Annotated in this window: 11 protein-coding genes; 10 read left to right on the top strand and 1 reads right to left on the bottom strand. The window is 53.0% G+C overall.

Features of this window, described 5'->3' with window-relative positions:
• Nucleotides 1-21 precede the first annotated feature (21 nt).
• The 5 genes from ftsX to I2D94_RS17080 all read left to right on the top strand — a co-directional run bounded on the left by ftsX (nucleotide 22) and on the right by I2D94_RS17080 (nucleotide 6,740).
• A complete protein-coding gene (gene ftsX / locus I2D94_RS17100; protein WP_195397773.1) occupies nucleotides 22-927 on the top strand; it encodes a permease-like cell division protein FtsX in 906 nt (301 codons plus the stop codon).
• Nucleotides 924-2,285 (top strand): murein hydrolase activator EnvC, encoded by a 1,362-nt coding sequence (locus tag I2D94_RS17095; RefSeq protein WP_195397772.1) that lies wholly within the window; start codon nucleotides 924-926, stop codon nucleotides 2,283-2,285. The genes ftsX and I2D94_RS17095 overlap by 4 nt, the downstream gene beginning before the upstream one ends.
• 892 nt (nucleotides 2,286-3,177) lie before the next feature.
• Nucleotides 3,178-4,281 (top strand): DUF1266 domain-containing protein, encoded by a 1,104-nt coding sequence (locus I2D94_RS17090; protein WP_195397771.1) that lies wholly within the window; start codon nucleotides 3,178-3,180, stop codon nucleotides 4,279-4,281.
• Nucleotides 4,282-4,285: 4 nt separating this feature from the next.
• The gene (locus I2D94_RS17085) at nucleotides 4,286-5,782 is read left to right on the top strand and encodes an ankyrin repeat domain-containing protein (RefSeq protein WP_195397770.1); all 1,497 of its coding nucleotides are present in this window, start codon (nucleotides 4,286-4,288) and stop codon (nucleotides 5,780-5,782) included.
• Complete coding sequence (locus I2D94_RS17080; protein ID WP_195397769.1) at nucleotides 5,775-6,740, top strand: ankyrin repeat domain-containing protein; 966 nt, start codon at nucleotides 5,775-5,777, stop codon at nucleotides 6,738-6,740. Before I2D94_RS17085 ends, I2D94_RS17080 begins: the two co-directional genes overlap by 8 nt.
• A gap of 124 nt (nucleotides 6,741-6,864) precedes the next feature.
• Here the strand turns inward: I2D94_RS17080 and I2D94_RS17075 are convergent, their stop codons facing one another.
• Nucleotides 6,865-7,764, bottom strand: coding sequence for a D-isomer specific 2-hydroxyacid dehydrogenase family protein (locus I2D94_RS17075; RefSeq protein ID WP_195397768.1), 900 nt, complete (start codon nucleotides 7,762-7,764; stop codon nucleotides 6,865-6,867).
• Nucleotides 7,765-8,029: 265 nt separating this feature from the next.
• On the opposite strand from I2D94_RS17075, the gene I2D94_RS17070 reads away from it, so the two are divergent.
• The 5 genes from I2D94_RS17070 to I2D94_RS17050 all read left to right on the top strand — a co-directional run bounded on the left by I2D94_RS17070 (nucleotide 8,030) and on the right by I2D94_RS17050 (nucleotide 16,138).
• Complete coding sequence (locus I2D94_RS17070) at nucleotides 8,030-9,547, top strand: S41 family peptidase (RefSeq protein ID WP_195397767.1); 1,518 nt, start codon at nucleotides 8,030-8,032, stop codon at nucleotides 9,545-9,547.
• Nucleotides 9,537-11,516 (top strand): excinuclease ABC subunit UvrB, encoded by a 1,980-nt coding sequence (gene uvrB, locus I2D94_RS17065; RefSeq protein ID WP_195397766.1) that lies wholly within the window; start codon nucleotides 9,537-9,539, stop codon nucleotides 11,514-11,516. The genes I2D94_RS17070 and uvrB overlap by 11 nt, the downstream gene beginning before the upstream one ends.
• 242 nt (nucleotides 11,517-11,758) lie before the next feature.
• A complete protein-coding gene (locus I2D94_RS17060) occupies nucleotides 11,759-12,634 on the top strand; it encodes an NAD(P)H-dependent oxidoreductase (protein WP_195397765.1) in 876 nt (291 codons plus the stop codon).
• A gap of 229 nt (nucleotides 12,635-12,863) precedes the next feature.
• A complete protein-coding gene (locus I2D94_RS17055) occupies nucleotides 12,864-14,477 on the top strand; it encodes a PASTA domain-containing protein (protein ID WP_195397764.1) in 1,614 nt (537 codons plus the stop codon).
• Between the two features lie 59 nt (nucleotides 14,478-14,536).
• Nucleotides 14,537-16,138, top strand: a complete 1,602-nt coding sequence (locus I2D94_RS17050; protein ID WP_195397763.1) for an ABC transporter permease — start codon at nucleotides 14,537-14,539, stop codon at nucleotides 16,136-16,138.
• Nucleotides 16,139-16,149 lie beyond the last annotated feature (11 nt).

Genomic DNA, 16,149 nt, shown 5'->3' with positions numbered 1-16,149 from the left:
ACGAGGGAGGGTATATCAAACATGATTAGACGATTCTTCCGGCATATCCGCGAGGGTTTTTATGGTGTGGGCCGGCATGCGGCAATGTCGGTGTCGAGCGCCTCGGCAGTGACGATCACGTTGCTGATTATCTCGATCTTTATGATTGTGACAGGCAACATGCAGGAGGTCACCCACAACATCGAAGGCTCGGTGAAGATCTCGGCGTTTGTAGCCTATGACCATGAGGAACAAGCACAGCTGGACATGATTCAGGCGTCGATTAAGAATCTGGAACATGTGGTCAGCGTGGAATACTCAAGCAAGGATCAGGAATTCGACGAGCTGATGGAAACGTATGAGGATGAAAGCGCCAGAGAAGCGCTGGAAACGTACCGGGAGGATAATCCGCTGCACGATGCGTTCTATGTGGAAGTGAACGACGGGGACGCATTAAAGGACACGGCGGAAAAGATTCAGGCGATCGAAGGGATTGAAACGGTGAATTACGGCGGGGACAGTGCGCTGATGTTTGTTCAAGCGCTGAACTCCGTGCGGTTTGGCGGGGCGATTCTGGTGGCGGGCTTAAGCGCGCTGGCGATTTTCCTCATTGCGAACACGATCAAGCTGACAATTTACGCACGAAGCAATGAGATTGCGATCATGCGGGACGTGGGTGCGACGAACGGTTTTATCCGGGCGCCGTTTGTGGTGGAAGGAATGATTATCGGAGCGCTGGGCGCGATCATTCCGATCTTGTTTACGATCTTTGGCTATATCTTTATTTATGACAAGCTGGGCGGGGTGCTGTTTTCGGAGATGTTCAAGATGACGCCGCCGCATCCGTTTGTATTGCAGCTGTCGCTGATCTTATTAGGGATCGGCATGGTTGTCGGGTTGATCGGCAGCTTCATGTCGGTAACGAAATATCTGAGGTGGAAACGATGAAAAAAGTAGGACTGATTCTATTAAGTGTCTTGTTGTTAACAGGCATGGTGTTGCCCGTCATGGCAGATGATGACGAGGATGTTTATTACCTAACGATGTGTTCCGGTTCTAATCTGACCGATGAACAGAAGACGGAATGTCAGAATTATGCGGCTAAGCGCAACAGTGAGCTGCAGAATGAATTGAATGAAATTAAAAAGAAGCGGAAGGAAATTGAAGCGGATCTGGCGAAGGTCGGTCAGGAAATCAAGGATTATGATTCACAGATTTCCTCGCTGCAGGGACAGATCAACACGCTGAACGCGCAGATCACTGAAAAGGAAAATTCGATTGCGGCGCTGGAGGAACAGATTCTCCAAAAAGAAAATGAGATCAACGCGCTGCGGGAAAAGGTGGAACAGCGTTTAGTTCGTTCCCAGCAGACGATGCACACGAACCAGTTTCTGGATTTCTTAATGGGGGCAGAGGATTTCGCTTCACTGCTGCGCCGGATTCAGGGCGTCAACGATATCATGAATTATGACAAGAAATCGCTGGAGGAACTGAAAACGTTAATGGATCAGTTGAACGCCGATAAGGAACAGCTGAGCATTGAAAAAGAAGAACTGGAAGTGGCGAAGACGGACGTTGAAAGCAAGAAACGCCAGGTTGTCAGCTTAAAGGCGACAGCCGAGCTGGCGCAGAAGGAATATGAACAGCGGGCGGCTGAACTGGAAGCCGAAGGAAATCAGATTTCCGGCAGCCTGAATGAATTAAAAGGGATGATCAAGTCACTGGGGCTGGATTCGATCGTAACCTCCAGCGGCTTCACCCGTCCGACCAACAGCGGCCGGTTGTCCGCGGGAACCTGGCATTACGGCCTGAACGTCAATGGCGGCGTTCATCTGGGTATGGATATCGCGGCTGGGGTTGGCACGCCGATCTTTGCGGCCGGCAACGGCGTAGTGCTGGCCAGTGCTGACGGCTGTTCCAACGACGGCTATATCGGCAACTCCTGCGGCGAAGCTCAGGGCGGAAGCCGGGGCGGTGGAAATCAGGTGTACCTGTTGACGAGCATTAACGACGTCACCTATGCGGTGAAGTATCTGCATATGAGTCCGAGGACGCCGTTAAAAACCGGAACCGTCGTCAACGCCGGCGACCAGATCGGTGCGATCGGCAAGTCCGGCAACGTCACCGGCGCGCATGTGCATATCGAGGTGTTTAAGCTCGGTACGATGTCGCTGGAAAGCTATGCCAGCAGCTGGAGCGGCGATTTAGCCTTCGGCGCCGGCTGGGGCGCGGCCGGATTGAACCGGCTGTGCGCGAACGTCGGCGCGCCGTGCCGGGTTAAACCGGAAACGGTCTTCGGGTATTAAATCCGGATTTGAAATGCGGAAGAACTAAGCTTTCGTTCACTTACTCATGAAAATTGAAATTTCCTGCTTTCCAGGAAGAATAAAACACCCGGGAGGGATGACTGAAACGATATTCAGCCACTGTCCCCAGGTGTTTTTCTTTGTTAGGAAAGTGCCGTTCAAAGGAATAAAAAAACGCTTGAACAGTTCATGACGTTCAAGCACTTCAAAGAAAAGCCTGTCGGACTTCTGAAAAAGGTTAAAAATAGGATTGGATCACGAAAACAGGGATCTTTGCGTTGTGCTTTCATTTTGCGCCAATGACTTTAACGGTTCATCGCAGTGTTTCTTCCTCAAGAACTTAGTTAAGGATCAGTTCGGTAAGTTTTCGTTTATGAAAAGGTTCAGCGGAATCGCCAAGGTAGATTTCACTGCGGCAATGATGAGAAGCAGTCCAGGTTTTTCCACACTTTTTTTGTCCTTCGATACAAACTGCGCCGATCATTCTGATAGATTTTATAAATCCATTCAGAGAGTTTAATTGTTTTCAATCAGAGCGATTTTACGAGTTCAATCAGAGAGATTAGTCATTTTCAATCAGAGAGATTTCGACTGACTTCAAAGCATTTCATAAGGGTGAACCTCAATACTGTGAATTAGGAAGCATCAAAGAAAGGATTAACATTTAATGATCGGTAACGGTCGTTCCGGTTTTCAACAGAAAATACGGCTGATATTGTCACTGAACACTTGTCCCTGTGAGGCGAGGATGATCCGATTGCGTTCTTCCCGGCTTTGAATTTCAGGTCATCCCTTTTCTATATTCTTACGATTCGCAAAAAAAGCAGGAAAAACATTGATCTCCTTCGGAACAGATCGGATAATAAAGTTAGAAAACAGGAGGTAGTTCAGAATGGCAGACGACTACAAAAAAGTTCAGGAAGAATATGAAAAAATGATGGAAACGATGTTTTCCGGCAAATCCAGCGAGGAAGTCGCCGCTTCAATTCTGCAGCAGCAGGAAGCGATGATGCAGCACATGGATATGGATCAGGTCATGAAAGAAGCGATGGGCGCGGCTGCGGCGATGATGAATCAGACGGAAAGCCAGATCCAGGCCCAGACGGAAGCGATGATCCAGAATTTGAGCGCGTCCATGGCAGACGGAGAAAATCCGCTGGCCGGGCTGACGGATTCCATGGGCGATTTTGCGGATTTGTTCGGCGGTGATCCGGAAGAGCTCACGCGGATGTTCCTGGGCGGCGACGATCCGGAATATGATCTGGAATCAATCAATGAGAAGATCCAGAGTCTGCGGGTTCTGGAAAAAGAACCGGGCGTAACGCTTTCGCGCAGCCATGAAACCTTCCGCACGTTTGAAATCTTGCTTACTGCCTACATGAGCTTAAAAAACGCTCATGAAATGGACGGCTTGGCGATGGAGCAGGAGCCGGAGTTTATTGATCAGATCAAGGATATGCTGCAAAGCAGCTGGGGAATCACGAATTCGGCGGAGCTGACGGAGAAGCTGCGCGAGCTGACGAGGGCCGGGCATCAGGCGAAATATTCACGGTATCAGGCCGCGGCGGATCCGCAGGAACTGATGGACGATCCCGAGGATGAGGATGAACTGGAATCCGTGTTGCCATGCTGGAAGCTGGCGCAGTATTTCAAGGACAAGCTGCCGGAAAATTATATTCTGGGCTGGGATTACGGCCGGGCGGCGACGGTTGTCCGCTGGGGCTATACGGTCGGTTACATCAATGAGGAGGACAGCTGGGCCTGGCTGGATCAGATCGCTGAGAAAATGATCGAAGTCTTTGATTCCTGGACGGAGTTCGGCTTGTCGTATGTCTTTGGTTCGTTGTTCTGGATCGCGGCGTTTGACGGCGAGGAAGGGATCAGCGAGCGCTTTGAGGAAGGCATCGAGCTTTTGACGGAGCTGCTGGATGAAGACGAGGACGGTCAGCCGGGCGTCTGGGCGCAGTGCGCGTGGATCAGCGAACTGACGGATTAACCCTATGCTACAACAATTCAAAGCGGCGCTGGCGGAGAATAACCGGACGCGGCTGACCTTGCTTCTCGACGAGATCGATCCGGACGAAACCGACGACGCCGGCAATACCGCGCTGCATTTGGCGGCGGAGCAGGCGGATGAGAAAATGATTCAGGAATTGTTGATCCGCGGCTGCGATCCGTTCGCGGTGAATCGTTACGGATGGACCGCGCTGCACAGTCTGGTCCGGTTCCGGGATTTTGGTGAATACCCCGGGTTGGTAACCGAATGCTGCGTCCGTCTGCTGAAAGCCGGCTGTCCGAAAGAAAAACGTGACGAATCCGGACTGACGTTTTATCAGCTGGCTGCCCAGCGCGTCAACGTCCCGATCTTTGAAGCGCTGCTTCTTTTCCATCTGCATCCTGCGGCGATCGTGCTGTCCGACGGCGATACAACGCTGCATCTTGTATGCCGGAGTCTGAATCTGATCGACTCTGCGCGAGGCGAAGCCCATGTCCGGCTGGAACAGCCTTACGTGCGGATTGTGGAAATCCTGCTCGAACTGGGACAGGATCCTGATCAGAAAAATAACAGCGGTCTGACGCCGCGGCAGCTGGCCGTACAGTTTGGCGGCAAAGCGGTAGCGGCCTTGTTAAGCGGACAGGCGGAAGCCAGCGGCGGCTTGACGCTGTTTGAAGCCGCCCGCCAGAACGATCAGGACAGCCTGCGCTATTGGATCAGCCAGCCTGTCGATTTGGACGCGGCGCTGGACGAGGGCGAAGAACAGGGGATGACCGCGCTGGCGCTGGCCTGCCGGTTTCTCAACGAAGAAGCGGTAAGTCTGTTGCTGGAAGCCGGCGCTGAGCCGCTGGCGTTTGAAGGTAAAGTGGAAAACTGCGCGCTTTACCAGTTTCTAATCGCTCTGAAATCCCCGACGCGGATCACGCATCCGGTAACGATCCGTTCGATCAAAAAGATGTTCCGCGGCTTAACCCGGCAGCTGACGATGCTGGATCAGCCGGTAACGGAAAAGGGCGAAATGCCGGTGCACGTGCTGTGCGGCCATATCGACGCCGGCTGGTGGGTGGAAGACCGGAAATTCCAGGAGGTTCTGCTGGAAATGATGATCAGCCGCGACGTCTGGCGTCAGCGAAGCGCCGACGGCCGTCAGCCACTGCATTATCTGGCGGAACACCCATGCGCGGAAGCGGAGAACTTGATTTCCATGATTCTTGAGTGCTGCGACGTCAATGCGCAGGACAACGAAGGCAATACCGCTCTGATGATCGCCTGCGGCCGGAAGCTGATCGGCGAAACGCCGGTGGAAACGATGCTGATCCGCGCCCGCGACCGTGTCGATCCTTCCGGCGCGGCGGCGCTGGTCACCCAGCTGCTGCAAGCGCCGGACATTAATTTATCACTCGTCAATAACAAGTCGATGACGGCGTTGGAAATCGCCGTGGAAAATGAATTTGAGCTGGTTGTCAATTTATTGCTGAAAAAGGAGGGAGAATGTGGCTGAACTCTTAATTAAAGCCTGCCGCACCGGCCAGAAGGGCGTAGCGCTGGCGCTCTTAAAAAAACCGGACCTTGACGTTAACGAACGCGACAGGCAAGGCCGGACCGCGCTGTTTTATGCCTGCGCGCAAGCGCAGCGGGACGTCGTGATCGCCTTGTTAAAGCGGGGCGCGGACACGACGCTGGCGGATAATCACAGCGTTACGCCGCTGCATCAGGCGGCCGCCGTGGGAAACCGGGAAATCATGGGCCTGTTGTTGGAAAGCTGTCCGGCTGAGGTGAGCGACGATCAGGGCGTTACGCCGCTGATGAGTGCGATCAGTTATAAAAAAGTGGAAGCCGCCAAGTTTCTGATCAGTCAGGGCGCGAACCCGGAAACGAAGGATAATGCCGGTCACAGCGCCGCCGATTATGCCGCGGCCAACGGCTTGAAAGCGAGCGAACTGTGGGAAGCCAGCGACAGCCAGAAGGATGGTGAGGGCAACACCCCCTTGCATATCGCCTGTCTCAGCGGACAAGGCGAGCTCGTCAGGACGTTAATACAAAAGCATCCCCAATGGCTCAACGAGGTCAACGACCGTCATGAAACGCCGTTGCTTTTAGCGGCGGGAACTAATAATTTAATGATCGCCCAGCTGTTGATTCAGGCTCAGGCGGACGTGAATCTGCGCTCCAACCGCGGCAGCACGCCGCTCCATCTGGCGGCTTATCGAAACAACGCGCCGTTAACGACGTTGTTGATCGAAGCTGGCGCGGAATTGAACGGCGTCGATCAGGCGGGACAGTCGCCGCTGATCCTGGCCGCCAAAAACGGCAATCTGGACTGCGCGCGCAAACTGATCGAAGCTGGGGCCGACGTGAATCAATGCGATCAAAATCAGAAAAGCGCCCTGGATTACGCGATTCAGGGAGGCTATACGGAAATGGTCGAGCGGCTGTTGGAGGCCGGGGCCGGCGCATAAAACGGGGGCAATGAAAACGCTGGCGACGAAGTTTTCAATTTAAATTCAAAAAATGAGACGATAAAAAAACCAGAGCTGAACGGAAGTTCACTCTGGTTTTTGTCCTGTTTAAATCAGGGGGAGATTAACCGTTTCGCTGATTCAGGAAATTTTCCATGTTGGCCAGCACCTTCTGTCCCAGCCGGTCGATGCACTGCACCGAATTGCCAGCCGAAGTCCGTAAGCAGCGCACCCGCGGATGATCGAGCAGCGCTTCATCGCCCAATGCCCGTTCGCTGTCGCAGAAGAAATGTGTATCCGGCAGCGCCAGCCAGGCTTTCAGCGCTTCGACGTCGTGGCCCGGACCGATCGACGTGTTGAAGACAATTTTATGATCTCCCAACAACCGGAACTGTTCCGGCCCCATCACGATCGCGTTTTTATTCAGACATTCGCAGATCACGTCGTTCTGCCGCAGCAGTACGTCCAACGGCTGATATTCCATTCCTTCCGCTTCACATTCCGGCTTGCGCGTCCGGCTGTAATACTGAATCCGCGAGCCGAAATGCATCAATCCCCGGGCGATAATCTGGCCCGTGGTTCCCATGCCGAGAATGCCAACCTTCAGATCCGTCAGCTCCAGTGGAACCGGCTTGAACGACGGCTGGCGGTAACCGTTAAGAAAGCCGATCAGCTCGTATAATACATATTCGACAACCCCTTCGTCGCCATAGTCGCGGATGCCCGTTACCGTGATGCCCAATTCCCGTGCCGCGGCGATATCGACGTTGGCGCTCGCTTCCGAATACAGGCTGCAGCACATTCCGATGTAGACGATCGAAGGACACTGGCGCAGCACCGAAGCGGGAATTTCCGTCCGCCAGCTGACCAGCACGCAGTCCGCCTGTCCGATCCGCTTTATCAGTTCTGCTTCACTGGCCGGGGAGTTTGGATATTCGATGACTTCCTCCGCCAGCCGGCGCAGCCGTGCCTGCGCGTTCTCGTTCATCCCGACGGGTTCGACGATGACACATTGTTTAAACATATTCGTTGTTCCTCCTGCCTTTGATTATATCACGATCAGACTGAAATCTGCCGGTCATCCGAATGATTCGAAGGGAAAGAGGCTGTCTTCGCAGACTGGACGCTGCGGGTGAAACGCTAGGCAAAGGGCGATCTCTGTGCTATACTAAAACTTGAAAAAAGTTAAAGCCGATTTCCGGTTGGAAGATGAAAATCTGTTCAAAATAACAGAGAGGTCAGGCCAAAACGACAAACTGTGGTACAATAAAAAAACTGAGGTGACCCGAATGAGTGAAAATGAAAAGAAAACAGTGAAGATTAAATTAGAACGCCACCTGTGGCCGGATGAGATGCGCGAGCGTCAGCGGCGCAAGCAGGTCACGGCGCTGATGATCGCCTCGCTGGCGGTCGTTTTTATCGTCGGCTTTTTGTTAGGCGGCACGCTTCATCCGGTTCGTTCTTCCGCCGGTGTCGGCGGCACGGTCAATCAAGACAAGTTTGCCCAGGGCAAGCTGGATTCGATTTACAGCATCATGAAAAATGAATGGTATTTCGGCAAGGACGACGAAAATCTGGAACAGGATCTGATCGACAGCGCGCTTTACGGCATGAGCAGCTCAGCGCTGGATCCGCATACCACCTACATGTCGGCGGAACAGACGCTGGCGTTTTCCACCGCGATCGACAACAACTTCGTCGGCATCGGCATTCAGTACAACGCGTCCGGACCGAAGATCGTGACCCGCGTGTTCGCTGATTCCCCGGCCTATCACGCCGGCGTGCAGGTTGGCGATATCCTGATGAAGGCCGACGGCCAGGATCTGACCGATTTGCCGAGCGATGACGTCGCGGATCTGGTGCGCGGCGAGGCTGGGACGCAGGTTGAGCTGGAAGTGCTGCGCGACAACGAACCGGTGACGATGACGATCACCCGCGGTGAGGTCAACAACACGGTCTATGGTGAAATGCTCGATGGATCGCTGGGCTATCTGGAAATCATTTCGTTCGGCTCGACGACCGGCGTGGAATGCGAGCGGTATTTAAGCATGATGAGCGAGCAGGGATTGGAGCGGCTGATCATTGATCTGCGCGACAACGGCGGCGGCTATCTGGACGCGCTGGTCAGCGTATCCAGCCTGTTTCTGCCGGAGGACACGCTGATCATGACACAGGAATACAAGGACGGCCGGCGGGTGGAAAGTCATACGACGGCCGGACAGTTTGAAAATATTCAAGGGATTGTGATCCTGATCAACGGCGATACCGCCAGCGCTTCGGAGGTGCTGACGCTGGCGCTGAAGGAACAGCGCGATGACGTGACGCTGGTTGGCACGCAGAGCTACGGCAAGGGCAGCGTGCAGGTGCAGCGGCCGTTCGCCGACGGTTCAGTGCTGAAATACACGAACTCCCGCTGGCTCTCGCCGAACGAAGAATGGATCAACGGCGTCGGCATCACGCCGGATCAGATCGTCGAGCTGCCGCCGGTGCTGCAGACGACGACGGCTTCCTTTATGATGGAAGAGGACGAAAGTTATACGCTCGATCAGGTCAGCGAGCATGTTGCTTCGGCGCAGAAGGCGCTTGCTTTCCTGGACTATCCGGTCGGCCGCAGCGACGGCTATTTCGACACTTCGACGGCGCAGGCGCTGCGCCGGTATCAGACGGAGCATAATTTAGAGGCAAGCGGGGTGCTGGACGCCGCCACGCTGCAGTCGCTGGTTTCGGGCGTCCGCTATCGCTGGTCGATGGATAAAAGCGTCGACAATCAGCTGCAGAAGGCGGTGAGCATCCTCAATGGCGAATGAACATTTTCAGCTCGTTTCCAAATACAAGCCGACCGGTGATCAGCCCCGTGCGATTGACAAGCTGGTCGCCGGCTTACAGGCCGGTAAGAAAGAACAGGTATTACTGGGCGCGACCGGAACGGGCAAGACGTTTACGATCGGCAATGTGATCGAGCGCGTCAACCGGCCGACGCTGGTGTTCGCCCATAACAAGACGCTGGCCGGCCAGCTGTATTCCGAATTCAAGGAATTGTTTCCGCACAACCGTGTGGAATACTTTGTTTCCAATTTCGATTACTACCAGCCGGAAGCGTACATGCCCAAGACGGATACGTATATTGAAAAGAACGCGATGACCAACGACGAGCTGGACATGCTTCGGATGGCGGCCGTCAACTCCGTACTGGAACGGCGCGACACGATCATCGTCGCCTCCGTCGCCTGCATCTATGCGGCGTCCGATCCGAATCAGTACCGCGACATGTTCTTCACGATCCGCGTCGGCGATCACATCGACCGCAACGATCTTCTGCGCAAGCTGGTCGACCGTCAGTACAAGCGCAACGATATGGACCGGGCGCGCGGGACGTTCCGCGTGCGGGGCGATACGATCGAGGTCAACATGGGCCATACTGACGCGTTCATGCTTCGGATTGAAATGTTTGACGACGAGATCGAACGTATCTGCGAAGTCGATCCGCTGACCGGCAAGCTGCAGAACGCGTACACGGTTTACAACGTCTTCCCGGCCAGCGGCTATGCCCGGCCGAAGGATCAGATTGAACGGGCCTGTCAGGAAATTGAGGAAGAACTGGAGCTGCGCTTGGCCGAATTGGACCGGCAGGGCAAGCTGGTCGAGAAACAGCGGCTGGAACAACGCTGCCGCTACGATCTGGAAGCGCTGCGGGAATTCGGCGTCTGCCCGGGGATCGAGAATTATTCCTCGCATATCGACGGCCGGTCCGCGGGGCAGCGGCCGTGGAACCTGTTCGACTATTTCCCGAAGGACTTCTTACTGGTCGTCGACGAGTCGCATGTGTCGCTGCCGCAGATCCGCGGCATGTATAACGGTGACCGGGCGCGCAAGGAAACCTTGGTGGAATACGGGTTCCGCCTGCCGAGCGCGCTGGATAACCGGCCGATGCGTTTTGAAGAATTTGAAACACTCGTTAATCAGGCAATTTATGTTTCCGCAACGCCGGGCAATTACGAGCTGGAAAAAGTCCACGGCGAGGTCGTCGAACAGATCATCCGTCCGACCGGCCTGCTGGACCCGGAAATCACAGTGCGGCCGACACGCGGTCAGATCGACGATCTGCTGGATGAAATCCATCACTGCATCGCGGCCAACGAGCGCGTGCTGATCACGACCTTGACCGTCAAGATGGCGGAAGACCTGACGGATTATCTGAAAAAGAATGATCTGAAGGTTGCCTATCTGCATCATGAAACACTGACGCTGGAGCGCACGGAAACGATCCGCGACCTGCGCCGGGGCAAATACGACGTGCTGGTCGGCATCAACCTGCTTCGCGAGGGCATTGATATTCCGGAAGTATCGCTGGTCGCAATACTGGACGCTGACAAGGAAGGGTTCCTGCGATCGGAACGCTCGCTGATCCAGACGATCGGCCGCGCTGCCCGAAACGCGCATGGCCGCGTCATCATGTACGGCGATAAGATGACCGATTCGATGAAGAAAGCGATTGAAGAAACCAACCGCCGCCGCGCGATTCAGATCGCTTACAACGAAGAACATCACATCACGCCGACGACGATCGTCAAGGACATCGGCGAAGCGATCCACGGCAAGGAAACGCAGGAAATGGCCGCCCGCTACATGAAGAAGAAATCCAAGCTGGGCAAGAAAGAACAACAGAAGCTGATCGACAATCTTGAGAAGGAGATGAAAGACGCCGCCCGGGTGCTCGATTTCGAGCGTGCTGCCGAGCTGCGCGACATGCTTCTGGAACTCAAGGCCGCGCTGTAAACTGTTAAAATGGGATATAAACCGGCGTTTTCGCCGGTTTATTGCTTTGTGAGAGCTTGGACATCGTCGAAATTTGTGCTACAATAGATCCCGGAAGCCGGAAATTCTCCGGCAGAGCTTTAGTTCTTTCTTGCTCGTTAAACTCGAAAACTGAGCTTTTAGTTTTTCCTGCTCACAAAACTCGGAAACTGAGCTTTTGGTCGATCCTGCTCACAAAACTCGGAAAACGCAAGGAGGAAAGCATGAAAAAACTGATTCTCATTTTGACTGCGGTTCTGATGCTGGCGGGCTGCGCCGCTCAGACGCCACAAGCCACTCCAACGCCGGAAACCACGCCGGAAACCACAACGACGCCGGAAAGCACGGCCAAGACCGATTCTTTTACCGGTCCGACTGTCGATTCGGTCACTTCCGCTTCCATCGTTCAGGAAGCTTACATTCAGGATTATACGCCGGCTGGATTCACGGACAGCGATAAGGAAAAAGCGCTGTTTGTCATCGGCGATCCGCGTCACAACAGCGTGCTGTGGGATATGGCCCGCACAGCGATGAAGCACATGGAAGAACAGGGCATGGAAGTGGAAATGCGCGATCTGTATACGATGAACTTCAATCCGGTTCTTTCCGCGGCGGATTTCTATTACGCCAAGGACGGTCAGGGTGAACCGTCGGCAGATATCAAAAAGGAACAGGATCTGGTCAGCCAGGCCGATCATCTGATCTTCGTCTATCCGAACTGGCATGATTCTGAAATCACCATCGTCAAAGGATATAAAGAAAAAGTCTTCGCGAAGAAATTTGCTTATCAGGACGGTGCAAACGGTCTGGAAGGTCTGTTAAAAGACAAGAGCTACTTCACGATCATGAACTGCGGCTACCTCGGCGGCGGACGTGGTTATATCGGCGACGGCGTCGGCATTGAAGATGAAAAATGGGATACTTACATGAACGCCTTCAAGGTCTTCGACGACGATACCTCAGCCTTCTGGGGCACGACTAACTACGGCCGGTTTGTCAACGACCGCACCCCGGGCAATGAATCGGAAAACTATGGGGAAGAAATCGAGCAGCTGCGCTCGGATCTGAACGCTTTCCTGGACAAGGTTTACTTCAACTAAATAAAACAAAGACGCTGCGCTGGCGATGAAATGCCGGCTGCGGCGTTTTCTTTTGGCTCTTTTGCGACAGGCTCTTTCAAACATGGTATTGGTAAGAAAACCTTTCTTTTTCCGCCACGTTTACGGTTGTCATAAAGATTTAAGAAAATGCGAAATCCGCTATGTTATAATAAATAAGGTTATCAGACACTGTTTGGATTATGGAAAGAAAAAGGAGAGGAGAACCGTAATGGCAGAACCAAAAAAAGATTATTTAAGCTCCCTGGCCTCCGAGATTGAGAAAAAGCCGGACAGCTTCAAAGAAGAAAAAGTGGAACGCATCGTCAAGCCGAAGCGCAGCGTGGATCCGAAGATCATGATCGGCGCAGCCGCGGCTTTGATCATCGCGATCATCGGCGTGTATTTCCTGTTTTTTGCCCCGAAGATCAAGGTTGAGAACTTCGTCGGCAAGACGACCAACGACGTTGGAATCTGGGCGAAGGAAAACGGCATCGACACCAAGAATATCGTCATGAATCAGGTATATTCCATGGATTATGACGCCGATCAGATCATTTCCCAGAATAAAAAAGAAGGCAGCAAGATCAAAAAGGATTCAACGTTGATTTTTGAGGTGTCCAAGGGCGCCGATCCCGATGAGAAGATCGAATTCCCGGATATCAAGAACATGACGCTCAGCGAGATCAACGACTGGATCAGCAAGAACAAGCTGTCGAAGGTGAAGGTGAATACCGTTTACAGCGACACGGTGGAAAAGGATCAGGTTATTTCTTTCGATCTGAAATCCGTGAATGAAAACAACTTCACGCGCGGCACCAATCTGACGATCAGCGTATCCAAGGGACCGCAGCCGGCGGGTGAGGTTACCGTCGACGACTTCGTGAAGAAGGAAGTGTCCAGCGCTGAAGCCTGGGCGAAAAGCAAGAAGGTCGAGCTGGAGATCGTCGAGGTTTACCATGATACGATCGCGACCGGACTGATCGTTTCCCAGTCGATCGAATCCGGTAAAACGATGAAGCAGGGCGATACGCTGACCTTGACCGTTTCCAAGGGAAAAGCCGTCAAGGTTCCGCAATTAGTCGGTTATACGAAGGATCAGCTGGAAGCCTGGGCCGCGAACAAGGAAAACGCGGTTTCGATCGTGAAGAAAGAAGTTTACAGCGATGCGCCGGCCGGCAGCGTCATCTCGCAGTCGATTAAGGCGGGCAGCCAGGTCGATTCCGGTACGGTTCTGGAACTGACAATTTCCCTGTATATGCCGCAGCTGCAGACCAACAGCCGCGAATATCTGGGCAAGGATTACCTGGCGTTGAACGCGTGGGTTGACGATGTCAATTATCGCGGCGCCAGCATCACGGCAGGCGCATGGGACGGCGAAGAGTGCTCGGATGAATATCCGACACCGGGCCAGATCATCAGCTATCACTGCATGGCTAATGATGGAACAGATCTGCCGCACGGCTGCGACCGGCCATTGCCGCTGAATGCGAAGATCGGATATAAGAAATCCACCGGCGGCTGTACGCCGAAGCCGGAGGAACCGAAAGAGGTTCAGATCGGCCTGACGCCGCTGGGCTCGGAGGCCGCGATGAAGTCGTTCTGCGATGAGAATAAATTGGCTTGCAGCTTCACTTACGTGTCAACAAATGATTCAGCAGGTACAGGCAAAGAAGACGGACAGATTAGTGTGAAAAAAGGCGGAGAGCCGGTAGATCCGAATACAACTGTGAAAGCTGGCGACGCTTTAAGCATAGAAGTATTCTATAACCCGGATAAATTAAATAATCCGGACAAGAATGACGAAAATCAGAACGGCAATGAGGGCAGCCCGGCCGCTGAATAAAGCGGAGGACTGTGTCTCTGAACTGTTGACAGTCTGAATTTTAACCTCAGAAGGGAAGAATGAGAATTATGAATTTTTTCAATCGAGCGCTTAAGAATGTGACCCGGAAGATTTCCAAATCGGTTCTTCTGGCCGTAACCTTTTTCCTGATTGGCAATCTGGTCATCATTGGACTGGGGATCAATAACGCGGCTGAAAATGCAAAGATTCTGACCCGCCAGAAAATGCGGGCGGTCGTTTCGCTGGAATTGGATTATACGGCCTATTACAACGACGCGGATAAGATCACCGATGACGATGAACGTGAAGCATTTTATAAAAATCCGCCGCGGTTAACGATGGATAAGATTGAAAAATTGAAAGCGGACAGCCGGGTCAAGGCGGTCAACTTCATCTCTACTCAGCAGATGTATTCCCAAGATTTCGAATCGGTTCCGCTGAATAATGAGTTTGACAGTAATTACAAGCCGCAGGAAAACACAGAGTCGGAAGTCGACGGCACTGTTTCTGTGATGTCTTATAGTTGGAAGCCGGCGGATCTGCGCGTGCAGACCAATCGCTATCCGGATATGATCGAATTCCAGGACGGTACCTATGAGATGCTGGAAGGGCGTTTCTACACCCAGGAAGAGATTGACAATTCCGCTGCCGTCGTCTGCGTTCCGCAGGAACTGGCAGAGCTGAACAACCTGCACGTCGGCGACACGATCAGCGTCAACATCACTGATTCTTCGCAGATCGAGCAGATGGAAGGCTCGGGAATTACCGAGGAGGATCTGCTTCTTTCTCTGGAAATCATCGGCATCTATAAAAGCAACGAACAGCTGGATCCGAATTCTGACGAATATAAATGGATGGCCCGTTATGAATCGCCGCAGAACACGCTGTTGATGCCAGCGACGACCGCTTCCGACAAATATTATGATTTCTACGTTAAATCGTATCGTTATTATATGACGACGACGCCGGAATATTATAAAGAGGAAGACATCATGGCGAAGGAAGATTACGGCATGGCTTCCAAAGCCGTTTATCTTTTAGAGGATCCGCTGCAGGTCGATCAATTTGTTGAGGATTATCAGGATCAGACCGGCAATTATGTCATTCTGAACGCCAATAACGATACGTTTAAGAAACTGGCGCGGCCGCTGGATACGCTGTCGCTGTTCTCCAACATCATCGTCTGGATCGTCGTGATCAACGCCGTCGTCATCATCACCCTCGTCACAGCCTTAACGCTGAAAACGCGGGAGTATGAAATCGGCGTGCTGCTTTCGATCGGCGTATCCAAGATGAAAATCGTGGCGCAGTTCTTCGTCGAACTGATCATCGTCGCGCTGATCGGCTTCACCCTGTCAGTCGTCAGCGGTTCGTTAGTCGCCAAACAGGTTGGCAAGATGGTGCTGAACTATCAGGTCGATACGGAAAACAAATATGCGGATGAGAATGACAACAACAATAACTTCTATTATGGCGAGACCAATTACTTCACCGAGATCACTCAGGATGATCTGTTAGAAGAATACAACGTGCAGATCAATCCGATGATCATTGGAGAAATCTATATTCTGGGCATTGGCGTCGTCTTCATCTCAATCCTGATTCCGTCGTTTATGATCATGCGGTTCAATCCGAAGAAGATCTTGATGAATCAGAATTAAGGAGGGCAGAG

Origin of the sequence: Holdemania sp. 1001302B_160321_E10 (assembly GCF_015552275.1) — a bacterium.
Taxonomy (GTDB): domain Bacteria; phylum Bacillota_I; class Bacilli_A; order Erysipelotrichales; family Erysipelotrichaceae; genus Holdemania.
This window is presented reverse-complemented; position numbering and strand designations above follow the sequence as displayed.

Coding starts and splice junctions, on each gene's coding strand:
- ftsX (WP_195397773.1), top strand. CDS start 22: ATGATTAGACGATTCTTCCGGCATATCCGCGAGGGTTTTTATGGTGTG.
- I2D94_RS17095 (WP_195397772.1), top strand. CDS start 924: ATGAAAAAAGTAGGACTGATTCTATTAAGTGTCTTGTTGTTAACAGGC.
- I2D94_RS17090 (WP_195397771.1), top strand. CDS start 3,178: ATGGCAGACGACTACAAAAAAGTTCAGGAAGAATATGAAAAAATGATG.
- I2D94_RS17085 (WP_195397770.1), top strand. CDS start 4,286: ATGCTACAACAATTCAAAGCGGCGCTGGCGGAGAATAACCGGACGCGG.
- I2D94_RS17075 (WP_195397768.1), bottom strand. CDS start 7,764: ATGTTTAAACAATGTGTCATCGTCGAACCCGTCGGGATGAACGAGAAC.
- I2D94_RS17070 (WP_195397767.1), top strand. CDS start 8,030: ATGAGTGAAAATGAAAAGAAAACAGTGAAGATTAAATTAGAACGCCAC.
- uvrB (WP_195397766.1), top strand. CDS start 9,537: ATGGCGAATGAACATTTTCAGCTCGTTTCCAAATACAAGCCGACCGGT.
- I2D94_RS17060 (WP_195397765.1), top strand. CDS start 11,759: ATGAAAAAACTGATTCTCATTTTGACTGCGGTTCTGATGCTGGCGGGC.
- I2D94_RS17055 (WP_195397764.1), top strand. CDS start 12,864: ATGGCAGAACCAAAAAAAGATTATTTAAGCTCCCTGGCCTCCGAGATT.
- I2D94_RS17050 (WP_195397763.1), top strand. CDS start 14,537: ATGAGAATTATGAATTTTTTCAATCGAGCGCTTAAGAATGTGACCCGG.